This is a genomic window from Ruania halotolerans (assembly GCF_021049285.1).
In the GTDB taxonomy this organism is placed as follows: Bacteria; Actinomycetota; Actinomycetes; order Actinomycetales; family Beutenbergiaceae; genus Ruania; species Ruania halotolerans.
The window spans coordinates 1,030,719-1,047,203 of sequence record NZ_CP088017.1 but is presented as its reverse complement, the minus strand read 5'-3'; the positions used below and the strand labels follow the sequence as shown (position 1 = coordinate 1,047,203).

Below are 16,485 nucleotides of genomic sequence, written 5' to 3'. Positions count from 1 at the left end.
CGCGCTCCGAGTTTGGCCTGGACAGCACTCAGGTGCGGAACCTTGCATCATGTGGGCTATGCCGCTCTCCCCGGTTCACCATCTGGGCACCGTAGGACCCAGCACTCTCAGCGCGCCCGAGTGCTCCCAGGGGGTTTGTGGATAGTTCGTCACCGCGATGACCTCTCAGCCCGCGCCCAAGGCTGTCAGCCCGCCGCCGACGTTCGGGGCCTGGACCACGTCCTTGGTTCGTCCATGGAGCACGGGCCGAGATGCCATCGCGCGCGACTGTGGCCGCGCAGGACGGGCCATCCACGTCGTCTGATCAGACAAAGAAGCGTCAGAGGGTCAATGGCGGTTGCCGCTGGCCGTACAGATACTTGGCTACGACACGCACATCGATTGAAGGGTGCCCTCGAGCCGATGATGCTCTCAACCGAGGACGAGGCGCGCGTACGCCGTGCCATCGCCACACCAGGGCAGCCCGCCGACCTGTACGACCACCTCCAGAGGCGAGCAGACCGGTGGTCGGCGGCACAGGGAGTCGCCACTCCGGCCGATGACGGCGGCGCGATGGACTGGCGTCATGTGGTGTGGGAACGACTCACCGACGTCGCATTCATCCAGCGGATGGACCCCTCGGCCGAGCGGGGCGAGTGGCTCCGCAACGAAGTCCTCGCGATCTGCGATCGCCCGACGGACGACTGGATCGGCCCGTTCTTCCGGCGCCGTGAGAACCCTCCCCAAGGCATGCTGGAAACGGCACACATCGGTGTCGCCCTCGCCACAGCGCTGTGGCTCTGCCCCGACCTCTTCGACCGGACCGAGCAGGAGCGGATCCGCGTGGCGTTGCGATCCCACTGCCACGAACCATGCCGCACGGCCCTGCCGCATCGATCCGGGAACAACTGGTTCATGGTGCTGCTCGCCGGGTTTGCGACCACGGCGGTCCTGCTGGATGACACCGAGGCCATCGAAGCGTCAGTCGAGCACTACCAGAATGCCCACTCTTTGTACCAGGCGGACTCCTATGACGAATCGCTGCAGTACTGGAACTACGCCAGCGTGCACCTGGCCCACACGCGCGATGTTCTCCTCGCTCATGATCCGCGCCTGGCCGATCGGCTCGACGTCGCCGCGTACACGCGAGTCGTTCCCTGGGCTGTCCACTCCCACCTCGCCATGAAACCGACGCCCGGCTGGGGTCCGGGCGCTTACCCGAGGGCGCTCAACTTCGGTGACTCAGCCGCCCTGTTCCGCCCGTCCGGTGACCTCCTGCTGCACGTCGCCTCACGATCGCGAGCTTCACACCCGACCGAGGCGGGCCTCGCCCGGTGGCTCTTCGACACGACCTATGCCGATCCCGCGCTGGCCTCGGTCGGCGGCGACACCTTCGGCTTCTTCAACAACTATCGGTGGCGCAGCCTCGTACTGCTGAGCGAGGCCGCCGAGGCGATAGGACCGGAGGATGCAGGCCTGTCGCGCACTCGCGGGTTCGCCGCCGGACCGGTCATCACCCGTGACGACTGGCGTGACGACGCCACCGTGCTCGGTATGCAAGCCGGTCACAAGCAGCTCCGCACGGCCTCGCATCGCCATTGCGACGAGAACAGCTTCATGGTGATCTATCGCGGCGAGCGGATACTGGCCGACCCGGGCCACTGCACGTACCGGCTCCAGGCCGATCGCGCGTCCGCTGCCACCGATTCGCACAGCACGTGGACGTTCACGACGGCGGACGGTCACCCTCTCGAGCAGACGAAGCCGACCACGGCGAACAGCCCCTCGAACAGGCGAACACTACTCACCGACGACGGTCAGGTGACAGCGGTACGTGCCGACGCCGCGTCGGCATACGGTGAGCCGATCACTCGTGCCGAGCGCACCTGGCTGGCGATCCTCCCAAACATCGTGCTGATCATCGACCGGATCGAGGCGAGCGAACCGGTTCACGTGCGCTCTCACTTCATCGCGAACAACCGGGACAACGCGCTACAGACAAACGTCGCTTCGCACACCCGCCTGGTCTTCCGGCGAAGGGACGCAGCCTTGAAGCTCCTTCAGGTCGCCTCACAGTCGCCAGAAGGCCCGAACGTCGGCGATCTGCAACGAGGCTGGACCTACATGCACGACGTCTACCACCCGGAGCCGAATCAGCGCGGGCAGTCCCGGGAAGGCGCAGGATCTCGCTACACGCTGACGACCGCCCGACCGACGACGTCCCATCTGGCGGTGTACTCCGTCTTGATGGACGAGGAGAGCGCCATCCGGGCGTGGCATGCGACCGGCTCATTCGGCGATGGCATCGAGATCAGCAACGGCGGCTCGCCGCTGTGGCGCCTCCAACTGACTGACGACGGTGCACCGACGCTCACGGACGTCAGCTCGGGAAGGATCAGGTCGTACTGACGTCGGCCGCATATCACCAAGCGCGAATGCCAGCCAGGTGTGAGTGCAACGCCCCGGTGAGTGGACGTCGTCATCGATTGGGACAACTACTCGGACAGCCCGGTTCGCTGTCTCGCACGGCCGCTGCGGCCTACGCCCGCCGGCCAGCATGGATGCTGATCACTGAGCAGCTCCGGACGGTTTGCATGAATCGCTGCCGAAAGGACAGGACGTACCCGGTGCTCACACCAGCAGCAGAAGCGGCAAACGCTCCGGGATCCGTCCATGGACATCGCACAGCCAGGAACGCATGATCACTGAGGTGAACACAGCCGATCTGCACAACGCCCCGCCCGCGGACATCATACGCCGGATCTCCGTTCCGGGGCTGTGGCTGGTCCACGCTTACTACACCGTGAGCCCGTACCGCCCGGACGGCAGCGGAATGATCCTGGCAGCCGGCGCGGACCTGGAGCGCGGAGAAAGCCATGTCGTGGTGCTGGACTCCGACGGCCACGAGGTGGACCGGTTCGGGACCGGCCCGACAGACAACTCCTTCTTCCACACCGGGCGGTGGCAGACATGGAGCGCAGACGGCTCAGCAGTCTTCTACGGCTCGGCCACGCCGGACTCACCGCGATTCTTCCGCCGCGACCTGCAGACCGGCGCCGAGGACGTGGTCGAGGGGTCGATGGATGGCGGCACCCCGAACGACGGTCCGCTGCTCTCAGGACTGCTCGGGATGCTCCAGGCCACCGATCACCACGGCTCCTACCGCCCGGACCTCTCGCCGGTCCCGATCCAGGAGCGTGACGCCCACGGGCTGTTCGAGTACAGCCTCGACCCACCATCCGCCCGGCTGCGTCTGAACGCGGCAGAGGTACTCGCGCAGCACCCGGACCGCGACCGGATCCGCATTGCCGACGAAGAAGCACGTGCCCGCTTGGGCGCCGACGACGGACTCACCCTGCTCGTCTTCTGTGTTCGGTGGAGCCCGGACGGCTCGCGGCTGCTGTTCTTCTACGGCAACAACGGCGTTCCCGCTGACCGCGGCGAGCCACGCATCAAGGACGTCGTCACGCTGCGAAGCGACCTGACCGACCTACATGTGCCCGTCAGCCTGTCCCACGGACGGCGTGGGGTGCACTGGTCCTGGCAGCCCGACAACGAGCGCCTCATCGGATACGGCCCAGACCCGGACGATCCCGATGCAATGTGCCTGGCCGAGGTGCGCTACGACGGCAGTGGGTACCGGCGAATCAGCTCGCACAGCTCAGGCGGCCACCCGAGCGTGAGCCCCACCGACCCCGACCTGATCGTCACCGACCACTACCCACCCGACGGCCGCGTCTGCTTCATCTCCCGCGAGAACGGGCAGGTGCTCGCCACCACACCCCTCCCGCTCAGCAGCGGCAGCGACTATCCGCCAGGCCGATCGCCCCATCGGATCGACGCGCACCCGGTGTTCCACCCCAGCGGGGGCGCAGTCCTATGCAACCGCCTGCCCGGACGCGACGCAGCACTGATCGAGATCGCGGTTCCGCAATGAGCTGGAGACTCCTGGACGGCGGACACAGTTCGCTGCCACCGCGCGGCCTGCGGCAGAGCGCCCTCCTCTGGCTCGGTCGACAAGGCATGCGCCGGCACAAGCACGTCACGGCACCTGGCTCAGTACGGATCCACCCCGAGGCGCGGATCCACCCGCGAGGGGGCGAGATCGTGCTGGGCGAGCGGGCCGCGGTGGCACCCGGCGCCGTCGTGCAAGGCAACGTCCGGCTGGGTGAGGACTGCTCCGTGCAGGCCTATGCCGTGCTCGTGGGCTACGGCACCCGGGCAGACCCAAGCGGGCAGATCTGGATCGGCGACGGCGTCCGGATCGCCCCGCACGTGATGCTCATCGCGGCGAACCATCGCTTCGCGCCCGGTGCCCCGATCCATACCCAGGGTGTCGAACCGGCCCCGATCACGATCGAGGACGATGTCTGGCTGGCTGGGCGCGTCAGCGTGATGGCTGGCGTCCGCATAGGTCACGGCAGCGTCATCGGAGCGGGAGCGGTGGTGACTTCGGACATTCCGCCGAACAGTCTCGCCGTCGGGGTACCGGCTCGCGTCATCCGTTCCCGCTGACATCCAGAGCTTGCACCGGGGACAACACCCTGCTTCGATGGCCGAACGTCGTCAGCGATTTGTGCAAATAGGCGGTAACGGGTCTATGGAGTCACGCCGAATGCGCTCGGCATAGTGAAGGTCACCAAGGCCGCCGTGCCCAACCGCGTCCAGCGATGACGACGATCGCGACGATCGGTCAGCGATTCCGGCGGCGGCTGTTCGACCCGAACTCGACGAGGAGAGAGGCCCGACATGACACGACTTCGACCATCTGGCGGCCAACCGGCCGCACGCCCCCGTGGTCTCGTGGGCCGCCGGCGCGTTGTTGCAGCCACCGCACTGACCGCGACTGCAGCGCTGCTCGCTGCCTGCACCGGTGAACCTGTGGACGATCCACGCGAGAGCTCAGCTGGCGAACCAGCCAGCAGTGGCGAGGCCCCGATGCTTACGGAACTCGTGGAATCGGGCGAACTCCCACCAGTGGAGGAACGACTCCCTGCGGATCCTCTGGTCGTCGAGCCCACGGAACAGATCGGCCAGTACGGGGGCACGTGGCGCACCGCCACGACTGGTCCCGGCGACGAGGTGTGGCTGGACCTGACGATCGGCTACGAGGGCCTGGTCCGCTGGGCCTCGGACTGGACCGGGGCGCCCGGCGACGCGGAAGTGATCCCCAACATCGCCGCTGGATACGAGGTGAGCGAGGACGGCCAGGAGTTCACCTTCACCCTGCGCGAGGGCATGCGCTGGTCCGACGGTGAGCCGTTCACCACGGCAGACATCGAGTTCGCCTTCAACGACCTGTGGACGGATGAGGACCTGGCCTCGATCCGCGGCCTGGGCGCCGGACCTCTGATGCATGACGGCGAGCTCGCCACTCTGCAGGTCGAGGACGACTACACCTTCACCATCGCCTTCGCCCAGCCCAACGGGATGTTCCTTTCCTCGATGGCGAGCGGTGGCGCCGGGGCAAACACCCTGATCGCGCCGCGTCACTACCTCGAGGAGTACCTCCCGCAGTACAACGACGATCTCGATGACCTCGTCCAGTCCGAGGGCTACGACAGCTGGCAGGATCTGCTCGCCGCCAAGTTCGACTACAACACGAACACCGACTTTCCGGTGATGAATCCGTGGGTGATCACCGAGCCGCTCGGTACGGGGTCCCGCGTGGAAGCCGAGCGCAACCCGTACTACTTCAAGATCGACACTGCGGGAAACCAGCTGCCCTACCTCGACGCGGTGCGCTACACCGTGATGAACGAGCCCGAGGTCATGCTCGCCGCTGCGATGCAGGGTGACATCGATATGCACTCACGGCACTTCAACGAGCCGGCGAATAAGCCAGTACTGGCCGAGGCACGCCCCGAGGGCAACTACGACTTTTTCGAGCTGGCTCCTGGGCTAGCCAACGAGCTCGTCGTGATGTTCAACCTCACCCACGAAGACGACCAGATGCGCGAGATCTTCACGAATCGCGATTTCCGCGTCGGTCTCTCCCACGCTATCGACCGCGACGAACTGGTCAACACGGTGTACCAACGGCAGGGAACGCCGTCGCAGGTGTCCCCGCAGCCGACCTCACCCTTCTACGACGAGGAGATGGCCACCCAATACACCGAATTCGACGTCGACTTGGCGAACCAATACCTCGACGACGCCGGCTACGCCGAGCGTGACTCCGAGGGACGGCGGCTGGGCCCCGATGGGGAACCGATCGCGTTCTCGGTCGAGCACGCGGGCCTACCCGGTTTCGAGGACGCCCTAGCACTGATCTCGGACGACTGGGCCGATGTCGGCATCACGATGACACCCGATCCCATGGACCGTTCGCTCTTCGAGGAGCGTCGTCGCAGCAACAACTTCGACGCCGTGGTCTGGCTGGCCGGTGGCGGTACTGACGTGACGCAGAACCCGTACTGGTACGCACCACTCTCCGACCGTTCGGACTTCGCCTCTCTCTGGGCGCAGTGGTACACCACCGGCGGAGAAGACGGTGCAGAGCCTCCGGCGGCCACGCAGGAACAGTTCGAACTGTATGACGAGCTGCTCCGCACCGCCGACGCCGATGGGCAGCAGAACCTGATGGAGCAGCTCCTGCAGATCACGGCCGAGGAGTTCTACCACATTGGGACGGTCCGTCCCGGGGCCGGCTACGGGATCGTCAGCAATGACTTCCACAACGTGCCGTCCACCATCCCGGACAGCTACCGCGTCAAGACACCAGCGTTGTCCAACCCTGAGCAGTACTACCTCGCTCAGTAGCACCCGACCCGGTCGGACGTCGCTCGCAGCGCGGCGTCCGACCGGCTGGCCGTCCCTGACAGACGACCAGGCCATACGAAAGAGGTCCTCTCGATGCTGACCTTCATCGGCCGCAGGCTCCTGTACATGGTGCCGACGCTGATCTTGATCTCAATCGTCGCGTTCGCGATCATCCAGCTTCCGCCAGGCGACTACATCACCACGATGATCGCCCAGATGGAGGCGGACGGTCAGTCCATGGACGCCGCCACGATCGAAGCGCTCCGGGACCGCTACGGTCTGGACCAGCCCTTCTACGTGCAGTACTGGACCTGGATCTCCAACATCGTCTTCCACGGCGACTTCGGTCACTCTTTCCAGTGGAACCGGCCGGTCGGTTATCTGCTCGGCAGCACGCTCCCGTTCACCATGCTGCTGACGTTCTCCACCCTGCTGTTCACCTGGGCGATCGCTTTCCCGATCGGCATCTTCTCCGCCGTCAAGCAGTACTCCATCGGCGACTACGTGGCCACCACGATCGCCTTCCTCGGCGTCGCGATTCCGAACTTCCTGCTCGCGCTGGCGCTGATGTACATCGCGCTGACGGTGTTCGGGCAGCCGGTAGGTGGCCTGTTCTCGGACGAGTACGCCTCTGCTCCCTGGAGCTTCGGGAAGTTCCTCGACCTGCTGGGCCACCTATGGATACCGATGGTGGTGCTCGGCACGGCTGGGACGGCCGGTCTCGTCCGAGTCCTGCGGGCCAACCTCCTGGACGAGCTGCGCAAGCCGTATGTGGTCGCCGCCCGTGCCCATGGCCTGACCGAACGGCGGATCCTGCTCAAGTACCCGCTCCGTGTCGCGGTCAACCCGTTCCTGTCCACGATCGGCTGGGTCCTGCCCGCCCTCGTCTCCGGAGAGATCATCGTCTCCCAGGTGCTGTCCCTGCCCACCACCGGGCCGCTGCTACTGCGCGCCCTGCGCAGCCAGGACATGTACCTCGCCGGCGCGATCATCCTCATCGTCAGCGTGCTGACCGTGGTCGGCACCCTCCTGTCCGACATCCTTCTGGCGCGGCTCGACCCGCGAGTGAGGCTCGGTGCCCGATGACACACCCCACGATCCCCGACGTCGACAACCCCGCCACCGCCACACCCGGAGCGCTCACGCCGCACGAGGACACCGAACCGCCGCAGGCGCGGGACAAGGATCGCGCCAGCCAATGGCAACTGGTGTGGTGGCGGTTCCGCTCCCACCGGCTCGCCATGATCGGCCTGGCGGGTCTGATCATCTTCTACTCGGTCGCCCTGTTCGCACCGTTCCTGGCGCCCTACTCCTCCAGCACGTTCGACTCGGATTACATCTACGCACCACCGCAGCAGCTCCACCTGGTCAGTGACGGCGACTGGGGCCTGCACGTCTACGGCTACGAGCTCGAGCAGGATCCCGACACCTTCGCCCTGACCCATACAGAGAACCCGGACGATCGCATCGACCTGGGCTTCTTCGTCGAGGGGGATCCGTACACGGTGATCGGGCCGGTCACCTGGGACCGCCACCTCATCGGCCCCACCGATGCGGAGGACGCGGTCTACCTGCTCGGTGCTGACCGGCTCGGCCGCGACCTATTCTCGATGATCATCCACGGCACAAGGATCTCGATGACGATCGGCCTTGTGGGCGTCGCTCTCGCGTTCGGCCTGGGCGTGACGCTCGGAGGAATCTCCGGCTATGTCGGAGGCCGCACCGATACCCTGATCCAGCGGGCGGTGGAATTCTTCATGTCCCTGCCGACCCTCCCGCTCTGGCTCGGCCTGGCAGCCGCGCTCCCCCGCGACTGGGGAACGACACAGCGCTACTTCGCGATCACGATCATCCTGGCGCTGGTGGCCTGGACCGACCTCGCCCGGGTCGTCCGCGGCCGGTTCCTCTCGCTACGCACCGAGGAGTTCGTGGTCTCGGCCCGGCTCGACGGCGCACGTGGCAGGCGAGTGATCTTCCGGCACATGCTGCCCTCCTTCTCCAGCCACCTGATCGCCTCACTCACCCTGTCCATCCCCGCGATGATCCTTGCCGAGACCTCGCTGTCCTTCCTCGGGCTCGGGCTGCGGGCCCCGACCATCTCCTGGGGTGTGCTGCTGGAACAGGCACAGAACTTCCGCGTGCTGCAGGACGCTCCCTGGCTGCTCCTGCCCGGCCTGGCCGTGGTCCTCGCCGTCCTGTCCCTCAACTTCGTCGGCGACGGTCTGCGCGACGCCGCCGACCCCTACCGGAGCTGACCCCATGACCACTGAAAGTGCCACGACCATGGCGACGGACGCCGTCGGACATCACCCCGGGCACCCACTGCTCGAGCTCAGCGGGCTACACACGCAGTTCGCCACCCGGGACGGCATGGTGCAGGCCGTGCACGGCGTCGATCTGACCGTCCCGGCCGGCAAGACCGTATGCATCGTCGGCGAGTCCGGCTGCGGCAAGTCCGTCACCGCCCGGTCCGTACTCGGCCTGGTGGACCATCCCGGGCACGTCAACGCCGGCCACGTCTGGTGGAACAGCCCCACTCTGGGGCACGTGGACCTGGCCGCCATGGACCCCAAGGGCGCCGACATCCGGCACGTGCGTGCACAGGAGATCGGAATGGTGTTCCAGGAACCGATCGCCTCACTCTCCCCGATGTACACCGTCGGAGCCCAACTCGGGGAGATGCTGCGCCTGCACCAGGGCATGAGCAAGCAGCAGGCTCGCGAGCGCGCGGTCGAGCTGCTGACCCGAGTCGGCATCCCGAAACCGCACACACGGGTCGATGCCTACCCGTGGCAGATGTCGGGCGGCATGTGCCAGAGAGTGATGATCGCGATGGCGCTCGCCGGCGATCCGACCCTGCTCATCGCCGACGAGCCGACCACCGCACTGGACGTCACCATCCAGGCCCGCATCCTCGACCTGTTCCGCGAACTCCAGGACGAGACTGGGATGTCGGTGCTGTTCATCACCCACGACCTGGGCGTCGTGGCGGAGATCGCCGACGAGGTGGCCGTGATGTACCTGGGCCGGGTGGTCGAGCAGGGGACCGTGGAGGAGATCTTCGAGAATCCGCGCCACCCTTACACGCGTGCGTTGATGGGGTCCATCCCGACCCTGGGACACACTCGGCGCAGCGCCGGACGCCTGACCACGATCCGCGGCACCGTCCCTCACGGCGCCCACCGGCCGACCGGCTGCAGCTTCCACCCACGGTGCGATGTCGCAGTGGCTGGCCTGTGCGAGGTGGCGGCGCCACGCACCCTTGACGATGGCGCCCGCCTGATCGAGTGTCACCGGTGGGACCCCGAGGCGCTCGGGTCCGAGGTCGAGCTGGGGCTTCCCACCCTCCGCCAGGAAGCCACCCCCACGACGGCGGAGCGCGCCAACGCGGAGAACGTCACCAGTGCCGCGGGGAAAGACTTGACGGAGTCTGCGCCGCTACTGGAGGTGCGCGAGGTCTCCATGCGATTCCCCGTGCGTTCGGGGTTCCTCAACCGCCACCGCGCCGATGTGCATGCCCTCGACGGCGTGTCCCTGAGCATCCGCCCTGGCGAGACGCTCGGCCTAGTCGGCGAGTCCGGTTGCGGGAAGACGACGCTCGGGCGGTGCATCGTGCGGGCCGAGGACCCCACCGAGGGGCAGATCCTCTACCGCAACTCCGACGGTGTCGTCGACCTGGCTGGACTGCACGGCGGGGACCTGCGATCTCACCAGCGTGAGGTGCGGATGATCTTCCAGGACCCGTTCTCCTCGCTCAATCCCCGGATGACGCTGGGGCAGATCATCGGTGAGCCACTCGTCACCCATCGCGTGGCCACCGGCTCGGAACTGCAGGACCGCGTCGCTCAGATGCTGCGGCGTGTGGGGTTGTCACCGGACTACATGGACCGCTACCCGCACGCCTTCTCCGGAGGTCAGCGCCAGCGGGTGAACATCGCACGCGCGCTGATCCTCGAGCCGAAGCTCGTCGTCGCCGACGAAGCAGTCTCCGCGCTCGACGTCTCCGTCCGGGCGCAAATCCTCAACCTGCTGCAGGACCTGCAGGACGAGCTGGACCTCACCTATCTCTTCATCTCCCACGACCTGTCGGTCGTGCAGTCTGTCTGCGACCGGGTTGCCGTCATGTACCTCGGGAAGGTGGTGGAGGTCGCCGACACCCGGCAGGTCTTCGACGACCCACAGCACCCCTACACCGAGGCCCTGCTCTCCGCCGTCCCGATCGCCGATCCTGCGCGCCGCGGCGAGGGCCGCCGCATCCGGCTCTCCGACGATCTCCCCGACCCGATCGACCGCCCGGCCGGGTGCTTCTTCCACACCCGCTGTCGCCACGCCGTCGCCGGCCTGTGTGACGGGGCGGCACCTGCGCTGGTGCCGACGGCCGACGTGGTCGACGGCCAGGACGACTTCGGCAGGCACCGGACCGCGTGCCTGCGGCACTCCGAACTCGAGCTGACCGGGATCGCCGGAACTCAGGAGGCAGACCGATGACGATGCTCGCACCGGATCCCCGGCGGGTCACCGACGACATCTACTCCGACTTCTACGACTTCGTCGTCTCCGACATCCACTTCGTGACCCGGAGGGACCGGATCCCGAGCTGGCACACGCCCGCCCGGAACTATGTGGACCCGATTTCGCACATTCTCGTCTACGCCCTGGAGGGCTCCGCCGACTACGAATTCGACGGTCGCCGCTACCGGGTACGCCAGGGCGACATCATGCTCTTCCCGAAGGGGCTCGCACATACCGGCGCCAGCGTGCCCGAGGACCCGTGGAGCTTCATCGGCATCGGCTTCGATGCTGTGGCCCTGCACGGTGACATCGATGCCCAGATCGCCGCGATGAACCATCACTGGCGAGGTGCCTTCACCGACTCGATCGCAGCGATCTTTCCGGAACTGCACGTCGCTTGGGCCGACCAGAAGCCCGGCTACCGGGTGCGTTGCCGCGCGCTGGTGATGTCAGCCCTGTATGCGCTGATCCGGGAACAGACACAGCCTCACCTGTACAGCCCGCACTCGCAGAAGATCGTGCGCATCATCGCGATGATGCGCCGGCACTTCGACCAGACCTACTCGGTGGGCGCCCTCGCTGATCAAGCGGGGCTCAGTCCGTCCCACTTCCGGGCTCTGTTCAAAGAGTTCACCGGGCTGACGGTCAAGGAGTACCACCACAAGATCAAGATCAGCCGTGCCAAGGAACTGCTGCTCAGCGGGGAATGCAACGTCACCGAGGCCGCCATGCGCACGGGCTTCTCGGACATCTACTACTTCAGCCGGCTCTTCAAGAAGGTCACCGGTACGAATCCATCCGAGTACACGAAGCGATGAAGCGATCCGTGCAAAAGATCGAGAGGCCGGTCATGGTCCGGCAGACCCAGGAGGGGGAAGCATGAAGGCCACACCGGCACCAGTGCCATCACGACAGGAGAGTCACGTGACAGCGACCGCGGACACCGCGACCGAGCTCTGCACACGGTACGAGCAGGTGACCACGGCGATGGTCAATGATGTGCTCAGATCGAAGGGGCTCATCGATCAGACCCTCCCCCACACGATCGTCCCGCTGCGGGAGTGCATGCGTGTGGCCGGATTCGCGTTCACCATCGCCGGTCGCCCGAACCGCGACGGTCACAACGACATGCCCGAACGCGCCGCCATGCTGGAAGCGATCACACCCGGAACAGTCTGTGTGTGGGCAACCGACGGCGACGACGAGTCGGCGCAGTGGGGCGAGGTGATGACGATGGCGGCGATCCGGCAGGGGTGCCGGGGCGCCGTCATCGACGGCGGGATCCGCGATACGGACAAGGTTCTCGCGCAGGACTTCCCGGTGTTCGGCCGCTACCGCACCTCGAACGGGATGATGGGTCGGTTCGCCATCACGGGGTGGCAAGAGCCGATCGAGATCGGCGGCGTGCATGTGCGGCCCGGCGATCTGATCTTCGCGGATGTCGACGGCGTGATCGTCGTGCCCGGCGACCTCGCCCAGGACGTTCTGGTCGAGGCGGAGCAGATCGCCCGGAGCGAGGTCGAGATCAAGGACATGGTCTCCGGGGGCGCATCCCCCGGGGAGGTCGTCGCGCGCGGCGGCTACTTCTGAGAAGGGAAGAGTTGATGGACATGAACGAACGTGTCGTCGTCGTCACCGGCGCCGGTGGTGGGATCGGTGCCGCTCTTGCGACCCGGTTGGCCGGCCAGGGAGCGCAGTTGGCGCTCACCTCCCGGTCTCAGGCGAAGTTGGACGCTGCGGCCGCCCTGCTCGACCAGGACCGGGTTCTCGCCCGGGCCGCCGACCTCACGGATGAGGACCAGGTACGGGACCTGTTCTCCGCCGTCGGGGAACGGTTCGGACGGGTGGATGCCCTGGTCAACGTGGCCGGGCTCTCCATCCCCGGGCCGGTCGCCGAGACGTCGCTGGAGGACTATCAGTCGGTGTGGAACGCCAACGTCACGACGGCGTTCCTGTGCTCCAAGCACGCCGTCCCGTTGCTCACCGCCGGCGAGGCGCCGCAGATCGTGAACGTGAGTTCGGTGGCAGGCCTGAACCCGAATCCGGTGGCTCCGCTCTACTGCACGGCCAAGGCGGCACTGGAGATGTTCACACGCGCCTTCGCGATGCAGGCCAAGGAACAGCGGATCCGTGTCAGCGCCATCTCCCCGGGCGGCACGGACACCGGCTTCTGGGGCGACCGCCCCATCGACCGCTCGAAGCTCCTGTCCGCCGAGGAGGTGACCGACGCCCTGATGTTCGTGCTCAGCGCCGGCCCCGGCGTGCAGGTCGGCTCGATCGAGCTCGCCCCCTTCTACCCGTGAGGCGCACTGTGACAGCCCCGAACCCCACCTCGACCACAGACCTGGTGACCGCCCGCGCCCCGGCCGAGCTCGCCGTCGGCCTGTACCACCACTACGAGTCGATCGCCGAGGTGAAGCACTACTACGGACTGCTCGCGATACACGGGCTCGCCCGCGTGGCCGATGCCACCGACGACGCCGCACTCTGGGAGCGGGTGGAAACGATCCTGCGCCGCTTCCCGGACGAGGTCGACCATCCCCGTTACAACTTTCCCTCGTACCGGATCGGCGGGATCCCGCAGGCGTACCTCGTGGCGACGGGGCGGATGGCGGACCGGCGCGAGTTGGTGCGCGAGTACGCCGAGGAGATGATGTGCGCTCCGCGTGACGATCAGGGCATCGTGGTGATGCCGCGCGAACCCGCACGGCAACGGATCTGGATCGATGCCGCGATGGCGACGTCGATGTTCCTCGTCCACACCGGTCGGGCGCTCGGCGAGCAGCGCTACCTCGACGAGGCGGTGCACCAGACCATCGCGCAGTACGACGAGTTCCTCGACGCGTCGAACGGGCTGCTGCACCAGTGCAAGAACTTCGTGGGACCTGGCGTGCGCTCCACCGATCACTGGAGCCGGGGCAACGGGTGGGGGTACGTGGCTTTGACCGAGTTGCTCGAGTTCCACCCCACGCGCAGTGAGCACCATGAGGGACTGGTGGACCGGTTCGTCGCTCTCTCCCATGCCTTGCTGCCGCACCAGTCCGAACGCGGGCTGTGGCGTCAGGAGATCCCCGATCCGACGGCCTACGAGGAAACGTCCGGCTCGGCGCTCTTCGTCTACGGCGTGGGAGTCGGGATGCGATTGGGGATCCTCGACGAGGCCACCTTCGCGGAGCCGTTCGAGCGCGGCTTGCACGGTGTGGTGCGGTACGGAGTGAACCCGGACTCCTCAACGGAAGGTTCCTGCCCCGGGTGCCTGTGCCCAGGCGAAGGTGAGGAGAAAGGCACACCCGCGGCCTACGTCCGGCTCAAGCGCCCGCACACCGATGAACCGCACAGCTTCGGCCCATTGATCCTCGCGCTGGCCGAGGCTCACCGGCGTGGCGTGACTGCCGTGCACCCGAGCACGGAGATGGGAGAACTGTGAGCGCGCTGGCCGCCGTGTACGAAGGTGACGGCGTGGTGTCCACGGCTCCGCGCACTCCCCCAGTTCCCGGACCGGGACAGGTACGTCTCGACATCGCCTACACCGGCATCTGCGGCACCGATCTCCACGTAGTGCACGGGTCGATGGATGCCCGCGTGGACCCGCCCGCCGTGATCGGTCATGAGACTGCCGGGCGGATCGGTGCAGTGGGCGCCGGAGTCACCGGATGGGACGTGGGCCGAGCGGCCACCGTGATGCCCACGGACCGGTGCGGCACCTGTCCTGCCTGCACCGCCGGGCACGATCATGTGTGCCACCGGATGAACTTCCTCGGTGTGGACGCCGAGGGCGCCATGCAGTCGAGTTGGATCGTGCCCGCGGAACTCCTCGTGCCGCTCCCCGACGATCTGCCGCTCGATGCCGCCGCCCTGGTGGAGCCGACCGCGGTCGCCGTGCACGACGTCACGCGGGCAGAGGTGGCGGCCGGTGAGTTCGTGGTCGTCGTGGGCGGCGGCCCTGTCGGGCTACTCATCGCCATGGTCGCCCGCGCCCGAGGCGCGCGGGTGCTGGTGGTGGAGATCGACGACGGTCGCCGGGCAGTCGCAGAGAGCCTTGCCCTCAACGTCATCGACCCCACAGCGGAGGACGTGGTGAGCCGGGTGGAAGCCGCGACCGCAGGTGCGGGAGCGGCCGTGGCTTTCGAGGTCTCCGGTGCTGACGCCGGCATCAACACCGCTGTGGACGTGCTCGCCGTGCGCGGGCGACTGGGCCTCGTGGCCATCCATCCGCAGCCGAAGCCAGTGAACCTGCACCGGTTCTTCTGGCGCGAGTTGACCCTGGTCGGCGCACGGTTGTACCGCCGCGAAGACATGGCGGAGGCGATCGCGCTGATCGCCGACGGCTCGGTCCCGGTGCGTCCGTTGATCAGTCAGGTGATCCCGCTGACGCGTGCGCCACAGGCGTTCGAGGCGCTGGCTGCCGGCGGAGCGATGAAGGTCCTGGTGGACTGCCGAGGAGAGGGATGAGTACGAACCTGTTCGACCTGACCGGCAAGCGGGCGGTCGTCACCGGGGCACGCCGCGGCATCGGCAGCGCGATCGTCGAGGCCCTGGCCGGGGCGGGGGCCGACATTGTCGGGGCTTCTGCCCAGATGGAGACCGACGGCGGAGCGGTCGGTGCGTCTGTCCGCTCGCTCGGGCGGAGCTTCACCGCCGTCCAGGTGGATCTCGCCGACCGGGCCTCGGTCGGTGCCTTCGTCGAGCGGGTCCAGGGCGACGGCCCAGTGGACATCCTGGTGAACAACGCCGGAATGATCGGCCGGGCGCCCAGCCTCGAGCACAGCGTGCAGATGTGGGACGAGGTGCTCGAGGTCAACCTCACCAGCCAGTTCCACCTGGCCCAGGCGTTCGGTGCCCAGATGGTCGATGCGGGGCGAGGGAAGATCATCTTCACCGCCTCCCTGCTCAGCTTCCAGGGCGGGTTGAACGTGCCGAGCTATACCGCGTCCAAGTCCGGGCTTGCCGGTCTGACCAAGGCGCTGGCGAACGAGTGGGCGCCACATAGGGTGAACGTGAATGCGATCGCACCCGGCTATATCGCCACGGACAACACTCAACCGCTACAGGACGACCCCGACCGGAGCAGCGCGATCCTGGATCGGATCCCGGCGGGACGCTGGGGTCAGGGCGGCGACATCGGCGGAGCCGCAATGTTCCTCGCCTCCGCCGCCTCCGACTACGTGCATGGCACGGTGCTGCCGGTCGATGGCGGCTGGCTAGGGCGCTGAAGACGGTGCGAGCAACAGC

The 16,485-nt window shown here is 67.1% G+C and carries 13 protein-coding genes; all 13 read left to right on the top strand.

Annotation, left to right across the window (positions count from 1 at the left end):
* Positions 1–402: 402 nt before the first annotated feature.
* The 13 genes from LQF10_RS04540 to LQF10_RS04480 all read left to right on the top strand — a co-directional run bounded on the left by LQF10_RS04540 (position 403) and on the right by LQF10_RS04480 (position 16,466).
* On the top strand, positions 403–2,388 hold the full coding sequence (locus LQF10_RS04540) for a heparinase II/III domain-containing protein (protein ID WP_231066308.1): 1,986 nt from the start codon (positions 403–405) through the stop codon (positions 2,386–2,388).
* Positions 2,389–2,689: 301 nt separating this feature from the next.
* On the top strand, positions 2,690–3,916 hold the full coding sequence (locus LQF10_RS04535) for a hypothetical protein (protein WP_231066307.1): 1,227 nt from the start codon (positions 2,690–2,692) through the stop codon (positions 3,914–3,916).
* The gene (locus tag LQF10_RS19455) at positions 3,913–4,494 is read left to right on the top strand and encodes an acyltransferase (RefSeq protein WP_354002621.1); all 582 of its coding nucleotides are present in this window, start codon (positions 3,913–3,915) and stop codon (positions 4,492–4,494) included. Before LQF10_RS04535 ends, LQF10_RS19455 begins: the two co-directional genes overlap by 4 nt.
* A gap of 234 nt (positions 4,495–4,728) precedes the next feature.
* Entirely contained in the window at positions 4,729–6,741 is a 2,013-nt protein-coding gene (locus tag LQF10_RS04525; protein ID WP_231066306.1) for an ABC transporter substrate-binding protein, read from the top strand.
* A gap of 93 nt (positions 6,742–6,834) precedes the next feature.
* Complete coding sequence (locus LQF10_RS04520) at positions 6,835–7,827, top strand: ABC transporter permease (protein ID WP_159621418.1); 993 nt, start codon at positions 6,835–6,837, stop codon at positions 7,825–7,827.
* Positions 7,824–8,996, top strand: a complete 1,173-nt coding sequence (locus LQF10_RS04515; protein ID WP_231066305.1) for an ABC transporter permease — start codon at positions 7,824–7,826, stop codon at positions 8,994–8,996. Before LQF10_RS04520 ends, LQF10_RS04515 begins: the two co-directional genes overlap by 4 nt.
* Before the next feature lie 4 nt (positions 8,997–9,000).
* A complete protein-coding gene (locus LQF10_RS04510) occupies positions 9,001–11,229 on the top strand; it encodes an ABC transporter ATP-binding protein (RefSeq protein WP_231066304.1) in 2,229 nt (742 codons plus the stop codon).
* The gene (locus LQF10_RS04505) at positions 11,226–12,071 is read left to right on the top strand and encodes an AraC family transcriptional regulator (RefSeq protein ID WP_159621415.1); all 846 of its coding nucleotides are present in this window, start codon (positions 11,226–11,228) and stop codon (positions 12,069–12,071) included. Before LQF10_RS04510 ends, LQF10_RS04505 begins: the two co-directional genes overlap by 4 nt.
* 106 nt (positions 12,072–12,177) lie before the next feature.
* Entirely contained in the window at positions 12,178–12,843 is a 666-nt protein-coding gene (locus LQF10_RS04500; protein ID WP_231066303.1) for an RraA family protein, read from the top strand.
* Positions 12,844–12,863: 20 nt separating this feature from the next.
* Positions 12,864–13,556, top strand: coding sequence for an SDR family oxidoreductase (locus LQF10_RS04495; protein ID WP_231066302.1), 693 nt, complete (start codon positions 12,864–12,866; stop codon positions 13,554–13,556).
* Positions 13,557–13,564: 8 nt separating this feature from the next.
* On the top strand, positions 13,565–14,680 hold the full coding sequence (locus LQF10_RS04490; RefSeq protein WP_231066301.1) for a glycoside hydrolase family 88 protein: 1,116 nt from the start codon (positions 13,565–13,567) through the stop codon (positions 14,678–14,680).
* Complete coding sequence (locus tag LQF10_RS04485; protein ID WP_231066300.1) at positions 14,677–15,705, top strand: zinc-dependent alcohol dehydrogenase; 1,029 nt, start codon at positions 14,677–14,679, stop codon at positions 15,703–15,705. Before LQF10_RS04490 ends, LQF10_RS04485 begins: the two co-directional genes overlap by 4 nt.
* The gene (locus tag LQF10_RS04480) at positions 15,702–16,466 is read left to right on the top strand and encodes an SDR family oxidoreductase (RefSeq protein ID WP_231066299.1); all 765 of its coding nucleotides are present in this window, start codon (positions 15,702–15,704) and stop codon (positions 16,464–16,466) included. The genes LQF10_RS04485 and LQF10_RS04480 overlap by 4 nt, the downstream gene beginning before the upstream one ends.
* The last annotated feature ends 19 nt before the right edge of the window (positions 16,467–16,485 follow it).